The 14,537-nt window shown below is 60.4% G+C and carries 13 protein-coding genes; 9 read left to right on the forward strand and 4 right to left on the reverse strand.

The genetic code is table 11. The annotated features are described in order from the left end of the window. Window positions 1-41 precede the first annotated feature (41 nt). Together Q8O96_RS14015 and Q8O96_RS14020 are read left to right on the forward strand one after the other, a co-directional pair. Complete coding sequence (locus Q8O96_RS14015) at window positions 42-1,106, forward strand: calcium/sodium antiporter (RefSeq protein WP_284449923.1); 1,065 nt, start codon at window positions 42-44, stop codon at window positions 1,104-1,106. Beyond that, on the forward strand, window positions 1,103-1,483 hold the full coding sequence (locus Q8O96_RS14020; RefSeq protein ID WP_102861132.1) for a carboxymuconolactone decarboxylase family protein: 381 nt from the start codon (window positions 1,103-1,105) through the stop codon (window positions 1,481-1,483). The genes Q8O96_RS14015 and Q8O96_RS14020 overlap by 4 nt, the downstream gene beginning before the upstream one ends. Window positions 1,484-1,551: 68 nt before the next feature. Here the strand turns inward: Q8O96_RS14020 and Q8O96_RS14025 are convergent, their stop codons facing one another. After that, the gene (locus Q8O96_RS14025; RefSeq protein WP_305948964.1) at window positions 1,552-2,493 is read right to left on the reverse strand and encodes an AEC family transporter; all 942 of its coding nucleotides are present in this window, start codon (window positions 2,491-2,493) and stop codon (window positions 1,552-1,554) included. A gap of 166 nt (window positions 2,494-2,659) precedes the next feature. Here Q8O96_RS14025 and Q8O96_RS14030 point away from each other — a divergent pair, with 166 nt between their 5' ends. Both Q8O96_RS14030 and Q8O96_RS14035 read left to right on the forward strand, forming a co-directional pair. Beyond that, window positions 2,660-4,300, forward strand: a complete 1,641-nt coding sequence (locus Q8O96_RS14030) for a phospholipase (RefSeq protein ID WP_305948965.1) — start codon at window positions 2,660-2,662, stop codon at window positions 4,298-4,300. A 13-nt stretch (window positions 4,301-4,313) separates the two neighbouring features. Next, window positions 4,314-4,505 (forward strand): hypothetical protein, encoded by a 192-nt coding sequence (locus Q8O96_RS14035; RefSeq protein WP_102861129.1) that lies wholly within the window; start codon window positions 4,314-4,316, stop codon window positions 4,503-4,505. A gap of 181 nt (window positions 4,506-4,686) precedes the next feature. On the opposite strand, the gene Q8O96_RS14040 is transcribed toward Q8O96_RS14035, so the two are convergent. The 3 genes from Q8O96_RS14040 to Q8O96_RS14050 all read right to left on the reverse strand — a co-directional run bounded on the left by Q8O96_RS14040 (window position 4,687) and on the right by Q8O96_RS14050 (window position 8,327). Then, complete coding sequence (locus Q8O96_RS14040; RefSeq protein WP_102861128.1) at window positions 4,687-6,414, reverse strand: ABC transporter ATP-binding protein/permease; 1,728 nt, start codon at window positions 6,412-6,414, stop codon at window positions 4,687-4,689. A 97-nt stretch (window positions 6,415-6,511) separates the two neighbouring features. Beyond that, complete coding sequence (locus tag Q8O96_RS14045) at window positions 6,512-7,072, reverse strand: response regulator transcription factor (protein WP_025132017.1); 561 nt, start codon at window positions 7,070-7,072, stop codon at window positions 6,512-6,514. Further along, complete coding sequence (locus Q8O96_RS14050) at window positions 7,065-8,327, reverse strand: ATP-binding protein (protein WP_102861127.1); 1,263 nt, start codon at window positions 8,325-8,327, stop codon at window positions 7,065-7,067. Before Q8O96_RS14050 ends, Q8O96_RS14045 begins: the two co-directional genes overlap by 8 nt. Window positions 8,328-8,566: 239 nt before the next feature. Here Q8O96_RS14050 and Q8O96_RS14055 point away from each other — a divergent pair, with 239 nt between their 5' ends. The 5 genes from Q8O96_RS14055 to Q8O96_RS14075 all read left to right on the forward strand — a co-directional run bounded on the left by Q8O96_RS14055 (window position 8,567) and on the right by Q8O96_RS14075 (window position 14,403). Then, window positions 8,567-9,283: an SIMPL domain-containing protein gene (locus Q8O96_RS14055; protein ID WP_102861126.1), complete on the forward strand. Its 717-nt coding sequence runs from the start codon at window positions 8,567-8,569 to the stop codon at window positions 9,281-9,283. A 222-nt stretch (window positions 9,284-9,505) separates the two neighbouring features. After that, the gene (locus Q8O96_RS14060; RefSeq protein WP_102861125.1) at window positions 9,506-10,069 is read left to right on the forward strand and encodes a helix-turn-helix domain-containing protein; all 564 of its coding nucleotides are present in this window, start codon (window positions 9,506-9,508) and stop codon (window positions 10,067-10,069) included. A gap of 263 nt (window positions 10,070-10,332) precedes the next feature. Beyond that, entirely contained in the window at window positions 10,333-10,770 is a 438-nt protein-coding gene (locus tag Q8O96_RS14065; protein WP_102861124.1) for a hypothetical protein, read from the forward strand. Window positions 10,771-10,883: 113 nt separating this feature from the next. After that, window positions 10,884-12,509, forward strand: a complete 1,626-nt coding sequence (locus tag Q8O96_RS14070; RefSeq protein ID WP_102861123.1) for an ABC transporter substrate-binding protein — start codon at window positions 10,884-10,886, stop codon at window positions 12,507-12,509. 307 nt (window positions 12,510-12,816) lie between these two features. Next, window positions 12,817-14,403, forward strand: a complete 1,587-nt coding sequence (locus Q8O96_RS14075; RefSeq protein ID WP_305948966.1) for an ABC transporter substrate-binding protein — start codon at window positions 12,817-12,819, stop codon at window positions 14,401-14,403. The last annotated feature ends 134 nt before the right edge of the window (window positions 14,404-14,537 follow it).

Below are 14,537 nucleotides of genomic sequence, written 5' to 3' on the forward strand. Positions count from 1 at the left end.
CCCGAGCCATTACCGCCTTTGCCGAACTGCCCCTGCTCAGCCTGATCCAACTCATCAGCGGCCTGGTGATGCTGATCGTCGGCGCCGAGTTGCTGGTGCGTGCCGCAGTACGTTTGTCCGCACGCCTGCATGTACGTCCGCTGATCATGGGCTTGAGCATCGTGGCCTTCGGCAGCAGCGCGCCGCAGATGGCCATCAGCCTGCAGGCGACCCTGGCCGACAACACCGATATCGCCGTAGGCAGCGTGATCGGCAGCAGCATCTTCAACATCCTGGTGACCCTGGGTCTATCGGCCCTGATCATTCCGCTGCGGGTATCGCGACAGCTGGTGCGCCTGGACATCCCGTTGATGATCGGTGCCAGCCTGCTGGTATTCATCCTGGCCTATAACGAGCGTCTCAGCCCCTCCGACGGCGTCATCCTGCTGGCGGCCCTGGTGCTGTACCTGCTCCTGCTGTTGCGCCAGTCGCGGCACTCGGCACGCCATCACCTGCCCGCTCCAGCCGGCCAGCGCGGTTTCGCGCCCAGGTTCAGCAGCATGCTGATGGTGCTTATCGGCCTGGGGCTGCTGGTCTTCGCCGGACACTTGCTGCTAGGCGCCGCCGTCACCGTGGCCGACGATCTGGGCTTGTCGGAGCGGGTCATGGGACTGACGGTGATTGCCGTCAGCACCTCCCTGCCCCAGCTCGCCACTTCCCTGCTCGCGGCCCTGCGGGGCCAGCGGGATATCGCCGTGGGCAATGTCATCGGCAGCAATCTCTTCAACTTGCTGGGGGTCCTGGGGTTTACCGCCCTGGTGGCTCCGACGCCGCTCTCGGTTTCGCCCAATGCCCTGGATTTCGACTTGCCGGTGATGCTCGGCGTCGCGGTGCTGTGCCTGCCGGTGTTCTATTCGGGGTATCGCGTGACCCGGGCCGAAGGCTTGCTGTTTCTCGGCCTGTACCTGGCCTATGGGCTGCACGTGGTGTCCTTCACCACGGGCATGCCCCTGGCGGGCAAGCTGGAACACTTGATGCTGTTTTTCGTCCTGCCAGCGCTGGTGGCGTTTCTGCTGTTCAGTTCGCTACGGGCCTGGCGCCGCCAACACAAGAGAGAAGCGCCATGAGCGAAAACAAGAAAAGCGGACTGCAAATGCGTCGCCAAGTGATGGGCGACGCCTTCGTCGACCGAGCTCTGGGCAACGCCACCGAATTCACCCAGCCACTGCAGGAGTTCGTCAACGAACACGCTTGGGGCGGCGTGTGGAACCGTGATGGCCTGCCGTTGAAAACCCGTAGCCTGATCACCCTGGCAACGCTGACCGCGCTGAAGTGTCCCCAGGAGTTGAAGGGCCACGTGCGTGGCGCCCTGAACAACGGCTGCACCGTGGAAGAGATACGTGAAGCGCTGCTGCATTGCGCGGTGTATGCCGGAGTGCCGGCCGCCATCGATGCGTTTCGCGCAGCCCAGGAAGTGATTGACGCTTATCAGCAGCCGCAGTGAACCCGTTGTTCGCCGACAAGCCGCCTCCTGGCGCCGCCTTGTAAGAGCCGGCTTGCCGGCGAACAGCTTCAGATCCACCCACCCCACTGCAACACAAAGATCCCAATGTTGGTGGTCACTGCCGCCATCAGGGTGGTGATGACGATAATGGCCGCCGCCAGCTCATGATTGCCATTGGCCGCCCGGGCCATGACATAGCTCGCTGCAGCAGTCGGACTGCCGAAATACAGAAACAGAATCCCCAGTTCCGCCCCGCGAAAACCGCATAACCAAGCGCCAAAGGTTGCCAGCGTCGGCAGGCTGACCATCTTCAGCAGGCTGGAGCTCATGGCCATCCGCCCACTGTTGCGCAAGGCCGCCATGGACAACGTGCCGCCGATGCAGATCAGCGCCAGAGGCAGACTCATCTGTGCCAGGTATTTTCCCGAAGTCTCCAGCCAGCCGGGAAGGCTGATCTGCCAGTAGGCAAACGGCGCAGCCACCAGCACGCTGACAATCAACGGATTGCTGAACACACTTTTGCAGATGCTCCAAGGGTCGGACTTGATCGCCGGGCTGTAGACCGCCAGGACCACCGTCGACAGGGTGTTGTAGTAAAGAATCACCAACGCGGCGAGCAGCGCCCCCAGGGAAATCCCGTAATCCCCATACATGCTGGCTGCCAGGGCCAGGCCGATGATCGCGTTATTGCCGCGAAACGCCCCCTGGGTATAGATCCCCCGATCCACCTTCGGGCAACGCCAGATGGCCCAGCCCCAGGCCAGGGCAAAACAGACCAGGGTGGCCAGCGAAAAGTAGATCAGCACGCCAGGCTTCAGTGAGGCATGCAGGTCGGCATGGACAATGCCGAGAAACAGCAAGGCCGGCATGGTGACGTTGAACACCAGGGCCGACGCCGTATGGATGAAGTTGTCGTTGATCCACCCCACCCGCTTGAGTAGCAGCCCCAGAAACAGCATCGCAAACACCGGCGCAGTGATCGCCAGGGTTTCGAAAAAAATAGCCAGCATGCGCAGGGGGACCTTGAGCCTGTCGTTAGGGCGCTAATGATAATCCAATCAACCCGCCCTCACGTAACCGTCTTCTTGACGGCGTGTCATTTTCAATTATGCTCACGATAACTGTATATACATACAGTTAAACCAAGCATAACCATGACATATCAAGGAGCTAGAAATGTCAGGACTCTCTGCACAGATGCAGCAACAGCCACAGCAGGCCGGCAAGATCATTGCCGATCTGGACCGTTTGTTCACTGAACAAGGCATCGCCATTTCCGGCGATGGCGACACCCTGGTGCTGGTCGCCGACGGCCACCACACCATCAAGTACCACCGCCCGGAAGATTTGCCCCGCCCCCCGCAAAAGTCCGCCAGGGGCCTGCCTCAATTGCGTTTCGAGGGCGGTGAACACACCGCCATCGGCGACAGCACCCTGCTGCGCTTCGTCAAGGATGCGCCGGCCATTCCCGCGTGGCAGGTCGAACTGCACCTGCCCAACGGCCTGGCCCTGACTTACGGCCAGGTGGTTGCCCTCGGCGGCGATTTCTACGGTATTCCCGAGCAGCCGATCTGCGAAGGCGCAACGCCGGCTGATCGAGTGCAACGCTTTACCGCGGCCTTCAACTCCCTGGCCGTACTGCCGGCGGCGAAAGACGAAGCCCGACAGATCCTCGCGGTGATGCAGAAGGAAATCGTTGCCGCCAACCAGGCGATCCGCGACGGCAAACAGCCCCACGAAGCCTATGACGCCCTGGGCGATACCCTGTCTGAAGAGTGGAACCGGATCACCGGCGGCGGCAGCGTGGTCTCCGCCCTGTTCCCTCTAGGGCGCTACCTGAAGCTGGCGGCCAACAATGCCGACCATTTTGGCGAATGGGCCCTGGCGGCGTATATCGCCGGGCACACGGCCGCCCTGCAACAAGCGGTACTGGCGGGCAAGACTGCCGACGACAAGCAACTGGAACTGGCCTACGCGATGAACGCCTTCGCCGACCACTTCCTCACCGACCTGTTTTCTGCCGGCCACGTACGAGTGCCACGCAAACAGGTGGCGGCGGTGGTCACCCCCAGCGACCTGGGCTCGCTGATTACCCGTTTCATGCACGACGAGGACAGCAAGTTCGGCCTCAATGTCAGTAACGCCCAGGGCGACCGCTGGCACGCCTACGGCGACAAGCGTTATTTCGACAGCGTCGATCATCGCAATCGCCAGCAGGTGAAACAGGCGGTGCAGCGTTCGGCAGACGAGATCTTTACCAGCTACCTCAGCGGCAACCTGCCGGCGCCCGCCAGTTACGCGGCCCTCAAGGCCTTACCGGACCTGAATGCCGCCAAGAGCGGCAACTTCTCGCCACTGTTCGTGATGAGCGGTGACAAAGTGCTGCGCCGCAGCGACGTCAACAATCTCAATGACAGCAAGACCATCGACAACTGGTGGGGCTGGAGCACCTACCTGCTGCTGAAGAACTACAGCCCGAACAAGCCGGCGGGCTACCTGGAAACCCCAAGCGCGGTCCCGACAATCCTGGCCGATGGCTGGCAAAGCCACACCCCCAGCGAGCCCAACTGGCTCCCTGGCCAGGCGGTGCGCTATGCCCTCAGCGAAACCAACGGCTTGAACGAGTCATACATCGGTCCCTGGTCGGCCTACATGGAACTGAGCGACAGCTTCCAGCCGACCTTGAGCATCCCGGCCGGCACCAGCAACAGCAGCGCCACCGGACGCAATGTGTTCCGTCAGTTCCGCGGTGGCTCGCCGGAGCTGATCGGCTCCATCGACAAGAACGCCAGCCGCTTCATCGACCGTCACGCCTGATAAGGAAATCACCATGGCTATCAACCTGAAACTGCAACTGGCCTCCGGGCAATCCCTCAAGGACGCACCTCTGGAGCTGCTGCTCAACGGCGCTCCGATTGCCCGCGCCTGCGTGGATGAACACGGCAACGTGGCCTTCAACGCCAAGCCGGGAAGCGGCCAACTGGCCGTACGAGTTGACCGTTCGATCCTGCACAAAGCCTAACCGCGCGCTGTAGGAGCGGGCTCACCCGCGAGCAGGCCTCCTGCTCCGCTGCGCCAGCGCCGGTTCATGGCCCTGGCGCAGCCGGCGTCATTGCCCTCAATGATCGCCAACCCCCGATTTCACCGAGACGTCCTCCCGAACCTTGCACTCAAGCCAAGCGGCAAGGCTTACCTGGCCAGCGTCATACGGTCACCGTCTGTTCCAGCAAATGCCCCTGCTCAATGCGTACATGGCGGGGATGGAAGCGCTTGAGGCTGCTGCGATGGCCGACGCTGACAATGCTCAGCCCCGGCAACTGATCGATCAACGCCTGGTACAGATTGGCTTCATCTTCTTCATCCATGGCCGAAGTCGCCTCATCCATGTACAGCCATTGCGGCGCATAGAGCAGCGCCCGGGCAAACGCCAGCCGCTGCTGCTCCCCCGGCGACAACATGCGCTGCCAGTGATTGCTCTCGTCCAGACGCGCCACCAGATGGGGCAGGCGGCAAGTTTCCAGGACCTGTGCATAACGCTCCTGGGGGTAGCTGTCACCCGACTGTGGATAACTCAAGGCTTCCCGCAGGCTGCCAATGGGCAGGTAGGGCTTCTGCGGCAGGAACAGGTAGCGCTGGTTCGGCAGCAAGATGCTCCCGTGCCCCGCCGGCCACAAGCGTCCCATGGCTCGCAACAGGGTGCTCTTGCCACTGCCGGAGCGACCACTGAGCATCAGTCGCTCGCCAGGATTCACGGTCATCTGGGCACCGGCCAGCAAATGACGGCCATCCGCCAGATCCAGACCCAGATCACGCACCTGCAATTGTTCGCCCTGGTGCTGCACGTCAATCGCCGGAGGACGCTCCTCGTTTTCACTCATGGCCTGGCGGAAGCTCAACAGACGGTCACAGGTAGCGCGCCAGGCAGCGAGGTCCGAATAAGCGCTGATAAACCAACTGAAGTTCTCCTGGACATTGCCGAACGCCGAGTTGATCTGCATCAGCTCTCCCAGCTCGATCTTGCCGGCGAAGTAACGCGGCGCGGCGACAATAAACGGGAAGATGATCGCGATCTGGCCATAACCGGCGGTAAAGAAGGTCAGGCGCTTGGAGACCTTCATGATGTCCCAGAAGTTGTGCCAGACCTTGCTGAAACGGCTGCTCAGACGCTGGTTCTCATTCTTCTCGCCGTCGTAAAGGGCAATGCTCTCGGCGTTCTCCCGGACTCGCACCATGGAGAAACGCAGGTCGGCTTCAAAACGTTGCTGTTGATTGTTCAGGCCGATCAAGCGACGCCCGATCAGGTGGGTCAGCCAACTGCCGACCGCCGCATACACCAGGGCGCACCAGAACATATAGCCGGGAATGGTATAGCCCATGACCTCGATACTGCCGGATACGCCCCAGAGGATGATGGAGAAGGACACCAGACTGACCACGTTGCGGATCAAACCCAGGCCCAGGGACAAGGTGTTGGTGGTGAAGCCGTTGAGGTCTTCGGAAATCCGCTGGTCGGGGTTGTCGGTGTAGCCGCCCTGCTCCAGCTGGTAGTAGTTCTTGTTGCCCAGCCAACGGGCAAAGTGTCTTTCGGTCAGCCAGGCGCGCCAACGGATGGTCAGCATCTGGGTCAGGTACAAGCGATACACCGCACCGAGAATGGCCACCGCGGCGATCCCGCAGAAATAAAGGATCAGGCTCCAGAAAGCCGCCTCGTCCTTCTTCTGCAAGGCGTTGTAGAAGTCCTTGTACCAACTGTTGATCCATACCGAAATGGCGACACTGAACAGCGACAGGCCAATCACCGCGATCAGCAGCAGCCAGGCCTTGCCCTTCTCTTCACTACGCCAGTAAGGGGTAATCATGGCCCAGACCCGGCGAAAAAATTGACCGCGCACAGCATCGTTGACCGCGGAGTACTCAGCGTTCTGATTCATCGTTGTGGCTCGATAGGGAGAAGGACAAGCGTTGAGCCGATCTTAGTAGATCGGCTCGCTTTTTCACGGTGTCCAGCGACATTCATTCAGTCGCGGTTCAGCGACGCACGGGACGCTTCTGCAGTTTGCGCTGCAAGGTACGGCGATGCATGCCCAGGGCCCGGGCAGTGGCGGAGATATTACCTTCGTGCTCGGTCAGCACACGCTGGATGTGCTCCCATTGCAGACGGTCCACGGACATCGGGTTTTCCGGCACCAGGGTGTCCAGGTCCGCATGTTCGGAGAGCAGCGCGGCCAGCACATCATCGGCGTCCGCGGGTTTGCACAGGTAGTTGCAGGCACCGCGTTTGATGGCTTCCACCGCCGTGGCGATGCTCGAATAGCCGGTGAGGATCAGGACGCGCATTTCCGGGTCCAGCTCCAGCAGCTTGGGCAGCAGCACCAGCCCGGAGTCGCCATCCATCTTCAGGTCCAGCGCGGCGTAGTCCGGCAGATCCTGCTGGGCGATGGTCAGGCCCTCTTCCGCGGAACCTGCGGTACTGACGCGAAAGCCCCGGCGGCTCATGGCGCGTGCCATTACCCGGGTAAAGGTGGCGTCATCATCCACCAGCAACAGATGCGGCAGTTCTTCGCCTTCGACTTGGATCTCTTCACTCATGGTCGTCTCCTCGGGCGGCACGGGGCAGGCGCAGCTCGGTGAGCGTTCCGCCTTCCTCATGACTGTAGAGTTTCACTGAGCCACCGGCGCGGGTCACGCTGGCCTTGCTCAAAAACAGGCCCAGGCCGAAGCCTTTGCCCTTGGTGGTAAAAAACGGTTTGCCGATCTGCTCGGCGATGGCCAAGGGTACTCCGGCGCCGTGGTCACGAATACTGATGGTGAGGTTTTCCGCATCCCAGTCCAGGCGCACTTCCAGACCTTCGGCACAGGCATCGGCTGCATTGTTCAACAGATTGAGCAAGGCCTGGGTCAAGTCCGGCGGCGGCGCCAGGCGCGGCACTGGTCCCTCTCCCAGCAGATGAAAGCGGTAGCTGGCCTCGGGACGCATCAGGTGCCAGCGATTCAAGGCTTCGTCCAGCCACTGGGTGACTTCCTGCATCTCCACCGCCATACGGCGATTGGCCTCGGCGGCGCGCACCAGTTGCTGCAGGGTTTCCTTGCACAACTTGACCTGGTCCTGGAGCACGCTGAGGTCATCCTGCAACAGCGGGTCGGGATGGTCCTGGCGCATCTCCTTGAGCAATACGCTCATGGTCGCCAGCGGCGTGCCCAACTCATGGGCGGCACCGGCGGCCTGGGTCGCCACGGCCAGCAATTGCTGATCGCGCAGGCCTTCTTCACGGCGGATCGCCCGCAACTCTTCCTGACGGCGCAGTTCTTCGGCCATGCGTGCAGCGAAGAAGGTGATCACCGCCGCCGCCAGGGCAAAACTCAGCCACATGCCATAGACCTGCAGGTTTTCCCGGGCGATGGGGAAAGTCTGCAAGGGATAGAACCGCGCCAGCAACAAGGTGTAGAGGGTCAGGGCAATACCCGATAGCACCACCGAATAGCGCCAGGGCAAGGTCACGGCGGCGATCGTCAGGGGCACCAGGTAATAGGAGACGAAGGGGTTGGTAGAGCCGCCGGAGAAATACAGCAGCACACTGTGGATAAACAGGTCACAAGCCAGTTGCAGGGCATATTCCAGCTCCGTCACCGGCCACGAGGTTCGCAAGCGGATGGCGGTGAAGGCACAGAGCACCATGGAAAACATCAAGGTGACGCCCAGTTGCAACCAGGGCAGTGGCAACAGTTCCAACCAATAGGCGAGCCCCACCGAACCGGCCTGAGCAGCCAGAACCAGGGTACGAATAAAGGTCAGGCGCCAGAGGTTCTGACGAGTGGCAGACAATAATTTTACGGGGGCGAGCATGAGCTCTCCTGATGAGCGCTCCAGGGCAATCGGCGGGAGTATAACCAAGCAGCCCCCGCCACAGGCAAAACTGCGGCAAAGCGTCACAGAAAAACAGTGGCAAGCTGCACGCTTTGAGCTACAAGCGTATTGGCTCTCAACATGCAGCTTGCGGCTTGAAACTTGCCGCAGCCCCACACTGTCTGAATGTTTCACGCAGGCTCTGAGCTGATCCTGCGGACCGCACTCAAGGAGTTTCCATGCAGCATTTCAGTCGCAGCCTCGCCCTTCTGGCCCTCAGCGCCGGCACCCTCACCAGTCTGCCCGCCCTGGCCGCCGATGAACTGCACTACAACCAGATTTCCCTGCGTGCCGAAGTCAGCCAGGAAGTGGCACGGGACCTGATGATCGTGACCCTCTACAGCGAATCGCAGAACAGCGACCCGGCCAAACTTGCTGCAGAAATCACCAGCACCATGAACAAGGCCCTGGGTCAGGCCCGCCAGGTCAAGGATGTGACGCTGCGCCAGGGCAGCCGCAACAGCTATCCGATCTACGACGACAAAGGCCAGAAGATCACCGGCTGGCGTGAGCGCGCCGAACTGCGCCTGGAAAGCTCCGACTTCGCCGCCTTGTCCAAGCTCACCGGCGAACTGCTGGGCGACCTGAAAATGGCGGGCATGGACTTCGCCATCGCCGACCCGACCCGCAAGGCCAGCGAAGATGCCCTGCTCAAGGACGCGGTCAAGGCGTTCAAGGCCCGTGCTCAACTGGCCACCGAAGCCCTGGGTGGCAAGGGCTACAAAATCGTCAACCTGAACCTCAACAGCAACGGTTATCCACAGCCCTACCTGCGTGCGCCAATGATGATGAAGGCCGCCAGCATGGATTCGGCGCCCGTGACTCCGGAAGTCGAGGCTGGCACCAGCCAGGTCAGCATGACCGCCGACGGCGCCATCGAAGTGCTGATGCCGTAAACCTCTCCCAGCGTCCCCCAACGGCGGTAACCTCCAGCGCAAACCGAGGTCACCGCCGTTTTTCGTGACCAGGCATTTCAACCGGCACTCGATGAACTCAGCTCAGGGAAGGTGCGTTCGGCCACCAGGGTGATGCTAAAGTTACGCACCTCGGTATTGCGCCTGCCAGGCGTCATGGGTGTCTGCCGGGTATACTGCTTCTTTCCTATAAGAGTCTCTCTAATGACCGCAGATCGCATCGGCGAACGCCTGCGCCGCTATCGCCGCGCCGCCAAGAAAACCCTGCGCCAAATTGCCAGTGAATCCGGCCTGACCGCCAGTTTCCTCTCCCAAGCGGAACGCAATCTCACCGGTGTATCGATCTCGTCTCTGGTCAACATTGCCAAGTCGCTGAACGTTCCGCTGAACGCTCTGTTCGACCAGCCGACCCAGGCGCAACCCGACTCCCACGACGGCAAGCGCGTGCGCTACACCATCGAAGGTCAGCCACTGGCCTACGAACGGCTGTCCAGCTCCTTTCCCGGCAACCTGATCAACGCGGTGAAAATGAACATCCCGGTGGGCTATCAGTCGGAACTGATCTCCCACGATGGCTCTGAGTTTTCCTACGTTCTTTCGGGACAGATCGTCTACACCATCGAAGATCAGCAATACCCACTTGGCGCCGGCGACTCGGTGCACTTCGACTCGACCAAGACCCACTGCCTGGCCAATGTCGGTAACGGCCCGGCGGAAGTCCTGACGGTCACGACCATGGGCCTGTTCGACGACCATTCGGCGGCGTAAGCCCCACCCGCAGTCGCCTGCCGAACCTTACAGAGGTACCTGTGCGCAAGAGAAATGTTAGTCAGGCTTAATTTTCGTTGACCACGATTTCAGCATGACTTAATTTCGGCATCGGCGAATCGACAAACAACAACACAACAAGTGATCGCCATCGCCGCACAGGGTCCATGGGGCTGCATCCACGCCCCATAGAAAGGCGAGTTACCGCGGCCCACAAGGCCAATCCTCAGATATGCCCTAGAAAAAGAAAAAATGAGGTTTGCATGCGTAAGACCTTTCCGCTCCGGGTTTGGCAGACAGCGGGGCTGATCCTCGATACGCCACTGTCACGCGCCACCAGCAACCTCCACAGTGACAACTTCACTGCGAGCCGCGACTTCAACACCGCCGACGATGCGCTGTCCATTCGCCATCGCCTGCAAGGTCCCGGGCAACCGTCTCCAACGGCCTCCCCTACCCCGTCGTTCTACGCCATCCGGTCAACCGGATGCGTCGAAGATTTGCGCCTGCCTGAAAAGGTCTGGCGGCTCAAGCACAAGCCAGTCGGCGCCCATTCCATTGATGCACCAAGCGAGGGCGCGAACAGCCCTGTTTGCCCAATAGAAAAGCAACGCATGCACCAGAAAAGACCTGCGCAAACGGTCAAATGCGTCAATATTTATACAAATGCGTCATTCGTGTACGTTCGTTCCACTCTTTGAGACTTGTGTCGGCCCTGCATCTTGCAATGGGTATGAGGGCTGCATAAGTATCGGCGGGTCGACTCACAAGGTCGCCCTCTACACCAAAAATGACAACAAATCATGAGGCCACCATGTTCAAAAAAGCAGTCCTTCCGTTTTTAGTCAGTGCCGGCTTGCTGGCCAGCACCCCCTTCGCCCACGCGGCGACTAACCTGGTGTTCTGCTCTGAAGGGAGCCCGGCCGGTTTCGACCCTGGCCAGTACACCACCGGAACCGACTTCGACGCCTCAGCCGAAACCCTCTACAACCGCCTCAGCCAGTTCGAACGTGGCGGCACCGCAGTCATTCCGGGCCTGGCCACCAGTTGGGACATCTCGGACGACGGTCTGACCTACACCTTCCACCTGCGCGAAGGGGTCAAGTTCCACACCACGCCGTACTTCACCCCGACCCGGACCTTCAACGCCGACGACGTGCTGTTCACCTTCAACCGCATGATCGACAAGGACATGCCGTTCCGTAAGGCATACCCGACCGAATTCCCGTACTTCACCGACATGGGGATGGACACCAACATCACCAAGGTCGAGAAAGTCGACGACAAGACCGTCAAGTTCACCCTGAAAACCGTTGATGCCGCATTCATCCAGAACCTGGCCATGAGCTTTGCCTCCATCCAGTCCGCCGAGTACGCCGACAAGCTGCTCAAGGAAGGCAAGACCAGCGATATCAACCAGAAGCCGATCGGCACAGGTCCCTTCGTTTTCAAGAGCTACCAGAAAGACTCCAACATCCGCTACACCGGCAACAAGGACTACTGGAAACCTGAAGACGTGAAGATCGACAACCTGATCTTCGCCATCACCACCGACCCATCGGTGCGCATCCAGAAGCTGAAGAAAAACGAATGCCAGATCACCCTCTTCCCGCGCCCGGCCGACCTCAAGGCGCTCAAGGAAGACAAGACCCTGAAGATGCCTGAACAGGCAGGCTTCAACCTGGGCTACATCGCCTACAACGTGATGCCGGTGCTCAAGGGCCGCACCGACGCCAACCCGCTGGCTGACCTCAAGGTTCGCCAGGCACTGGACATGGCCGTCAACAAGCCGCAGATCATCGACTCGGTCTACCAGGGCGCCGGCCAACTGGCGGTCAACGCCATGCCGCCGACCCAATGGTCCTACGACACCAGCATCAAGGACGCCCAGTACGATCCCGAGAAAGCCAAGCAGTTGCTCAAGGAAGCGGGCATCAAGGAAGGCACCCAGATCACCCTCTGGGCCATGCCGGTACAGCGTCCGTACAACCCGAACGCCAAACTGATGGCCGAGATGCTGCAGTCCGACTGGGCCAAGATCGGTCTCAAGGTCAACATCGTCAGCTACGAGTGGGGCGAGTACATCAAGCGCTCCAAAGGCGGCGAGAACCAGGCGATGATCATCGGCTGGAGCGGCGACAATGGTGACCCCGACAACTGGCTCGGCACCCTGTTCGGCTGCGATGCAATGAACGGCAACAACTTCTCGAAATGGTGCGACAAGCCTTATGACGCCCTGATCAAGCAAGCCAAGGCCACGTCGGATGTGGCCAAACGCACCGAGCTGTACAAGCAGGCGCAACACATTCTCAAAGATGCCGTTCCGATGACACCTATCGCTCACTCGACGGTGTTCCAACCCATGCGCGCCAACGTGCAGGATTTCAAGATCAGCCCCTTTGGCTTGAACTCCTTCTACGGCGTAGGCATCGGCAAATAAGGTTCTGCAACGGCGACGTCCCTGGCGTCGCCGTTGTTTTACCGCCCCCCCTGAAAGCGTCCGGCCCTGGGGTCGAGATTGCGTCCTTTTGGACGTGATCTTTCGAATTTAGAGCCGATTCCTACAAGCCTTTCAGGTACAGCGCATATACGACCCAGCCTTCGGCTCCTAACGTCGAGGCATGGCAAAACTGCGTCTATCGGTGGGCATTTGCTGCAGCCATGGTTGGGCATCAATGGCCTGTACAGGCTCCAGGAAGGAGCCAGGGTCCATTGATCATCACAACAAAAAATGGAGATGGACCGTCATGCGTCATTCGTTGATTTTCTCGGCCCTGCTGGCCACCAGTTCGATCTGCAGCGCTGCCGACCGCAGCCTGGTGTTCTGTTCCGAAGGCAGCCCCGCAGGCTTTGACACCGCGCAGTACACCACCGCCACCGACAACGATGCCGCCGAGCCGTTGTACAACCGCCTCGTGGAGTTCGAAAAAGGCGCAACCAACGTACTGCCGGCCCTGGCCAAGAGCTGGGATATTTCCGAGGACGGCCTCAAGTACAGCTTTCACCTGCGTGAAGGGGTGAAATTCCACAGCACTCCCTACTTCAAGCCCAGCCGTGACCTCAACGCCGACGACGTGCTGTTCACCTTCAATCGCATGCTCGACGCCGAACATCCGTTCCGTAAGGCCTATCCGACGGAGTTTCCCTACTTCAACGGCATGAGCCTGAACAAGAACATCGCCAAGGTCGAAAAAACCGACCCCATGACCGTGGTCATGACCCTCAACACCGTGGACGCGGCGTTCATCCAGAACCTGGCCATGAGCTTTGCCGCGATCCTCTCCGCCGAATACGCCGAGCAACTGCTCAAGGCCGGCACGCCCAGCCAGATCAACCAGCACCCCATCGGCACCGGACCGTTCGTGTTCCAACGCTACCAGAAAGACTCGCAGATTCGCTACGCCGCCAACCCGCATTACTGGGACCCGAGCCGGGTCAAGCTCGACAGGCTGATCTTCGCCATCAACACCGATGCCTCGGTACGCGTGCAGAAGCTGCGCGCCGGCGAATGCCAGGTGACCCTGCACCCGCGTCCCGCCGACATCGATGCCCTGAAAAACGACCCGAAACTGCAAGTCATCGAGAAGCCCGGCTTCAACCTCGGCTACATCGCCTACAACGTGCAACACAAACCCTTCGACCGCCTCGAAGTGCGCCAGGCACTGGACATGGCGGTGAACAAGCAGAGCATCCTCAATGCCGTGTACCAGGGCGCCGGCCAGTTGGCGGTGAACGCCATGCCGCCCACCCAGTGGTCCTACGACGAGACGATCAAGGACGCTGCCTACAACCCGGAAAAGGCCCGCGAGTTGCTCAAGGCTGCCGGGGTCAAGGAAGGCACGGAAATCACCCTCTGGGCCATGCCCGTGCAACGCCCCTACAACCCCAACGCCAAGCTGATGGCCGAAATGCTCCAGTCCGACTGGGCGAAGATCGGCCTCAAGGTGAAGATCGTCAGCTACGAATGGGGCGAATACATCAAGCGCACCAAAAACGGCGAACACGACATCAGCCTGATCGGCTGGACCGGAGACAACGGTGACCCGGACAACTGGCTCGGCACCCTGTACAGCTGTGACGCCATCGGCGGCAACAACTACTCCATGTGGTGCGACCCGCAATACGACCAGTTGATCAAGCAAGCCAAGGTCGTCACCGACCGTGAACAGCGCACCGAGCTCTATAAGCAGGCCCAGCAGTTGCTCAAGCAGCAAGTGCCGATCACGCCTGTTGCCCACTCGACGATCAACCAGCCGTTGAGTGCGAAAGTCGAGGGTTTCAAGGTCAGTCCCTTCGGCCGCAACTCCTTCTCAGGTGTCAGCCTGACCCCATAACCGATGAGCCAGAACCCTGAGGGCGACTCTCGCCCTCACGCAGGCGCTTTGCCTGAATTCGGCGATTGAGCCGCGTGCAAACGTTTGCGATGCCATGAATGAGTTCCAAAAACCAGCCGGCCCAAAAAAACCGG

Source organism: Pseudomonas sp. LPH60, assembly GCF_030718165.1.
Classification (GTDB): domain Bacteria; phylum Pseudomonadota; class Gammaproteobacteria; order Pseudomonadales; family Pseudomonadaceae; genus Aquipseudomonas; species Aquipseudomonas danubii.

Bases quoted from the DNA above. Each gene is read 5' to 3' on its own strand.
- Q8O96_RS14075 (WP_305948966.1), top strand. From the start codon at position 12,817: ATGCGTCATTCGTTGATTTTCTCGGCCCTGCTGGCCACCAGTTCGATC.
- Q8O96_RS14055 (WP_102861126.1), top strand. From the start codon at position 8,567: ATGCAGCATTTCAGTCGCAGCCTCGCCCTTCTGGCCCTCAGCGCCGGC.
- Q8O96_RS14060 (WP_102861125.1), top strand. From the start codon at position 9,506: ATGACCGCAGATCGCATCGGCGAACGCCTGCGCCGCTATCGCCGCGCC.
- Q8O96_RS14045 (WP_025132017.1), bottom strand. From the start codon at position 7,072: ATGAGTGAAGAGATCCAAGTCGAAGGCGAAGAACTGCCGCATCTGTTG.
- Q8O96_RS14050 (WP_102861127.1), bottom strand. From the start codon at position 8,327: ATGCTCGCCCCCGTAAAATTATTGTCTGCCACTCGTCAGAACCTCTGG.
- Q8O96_RS14070 (WP_102861123.1), top strand. From the start codon at position 10,884: ATGTTCAAAAAAGCAGTCCTTCCGTTTTTAGTCAGTGCCGGCTTGCTG.
- Q8O96_RS14040 (WP_102861128.1), bottom strand. From the start codon at position 6,414: ATGAATCAGAACGCTGAGTACTCCGCGGTCAACGATGCTGTGCGCGGT.
- Q8O96_RS14035 (WP_102861129.1), top strand. From the start codon at position 4,314: ATGGCTATCAACCTGAAACTGCAACTGGCCTCCGGGCAATCCCTCAAG.
- Q8O96_RS14025 (WP_305948964.1), bottom strand. From the start codon at position 2,493: ATGCTGGCTATTTTTTTCGAAACCCTGGCGATCACTGCGCCGGTGTTT.
- Q8O96_RS14030 (WP_305948965.1), top strand. From the start codon at position 2,660: ATGTCAGGACTCTCTGCACAGATGCAGCAACAGCCACAGCAGGCCGGC.
- Q8O96_RS14020 (WP_102861132.1), top strand. From the start codon at position 1,103: ATGAGCGAAAACAAGAAAAGCGGACTGCAAATGCGTCGCCAAGTGATG.
- Q8O96_RS14065 (WP_102861124.1), top strand. From the start codon at position 10,333: ATGCGTAAGACCTTTCCGCTCCGGGTTTGGCAGACAGCGGGGCTGATC.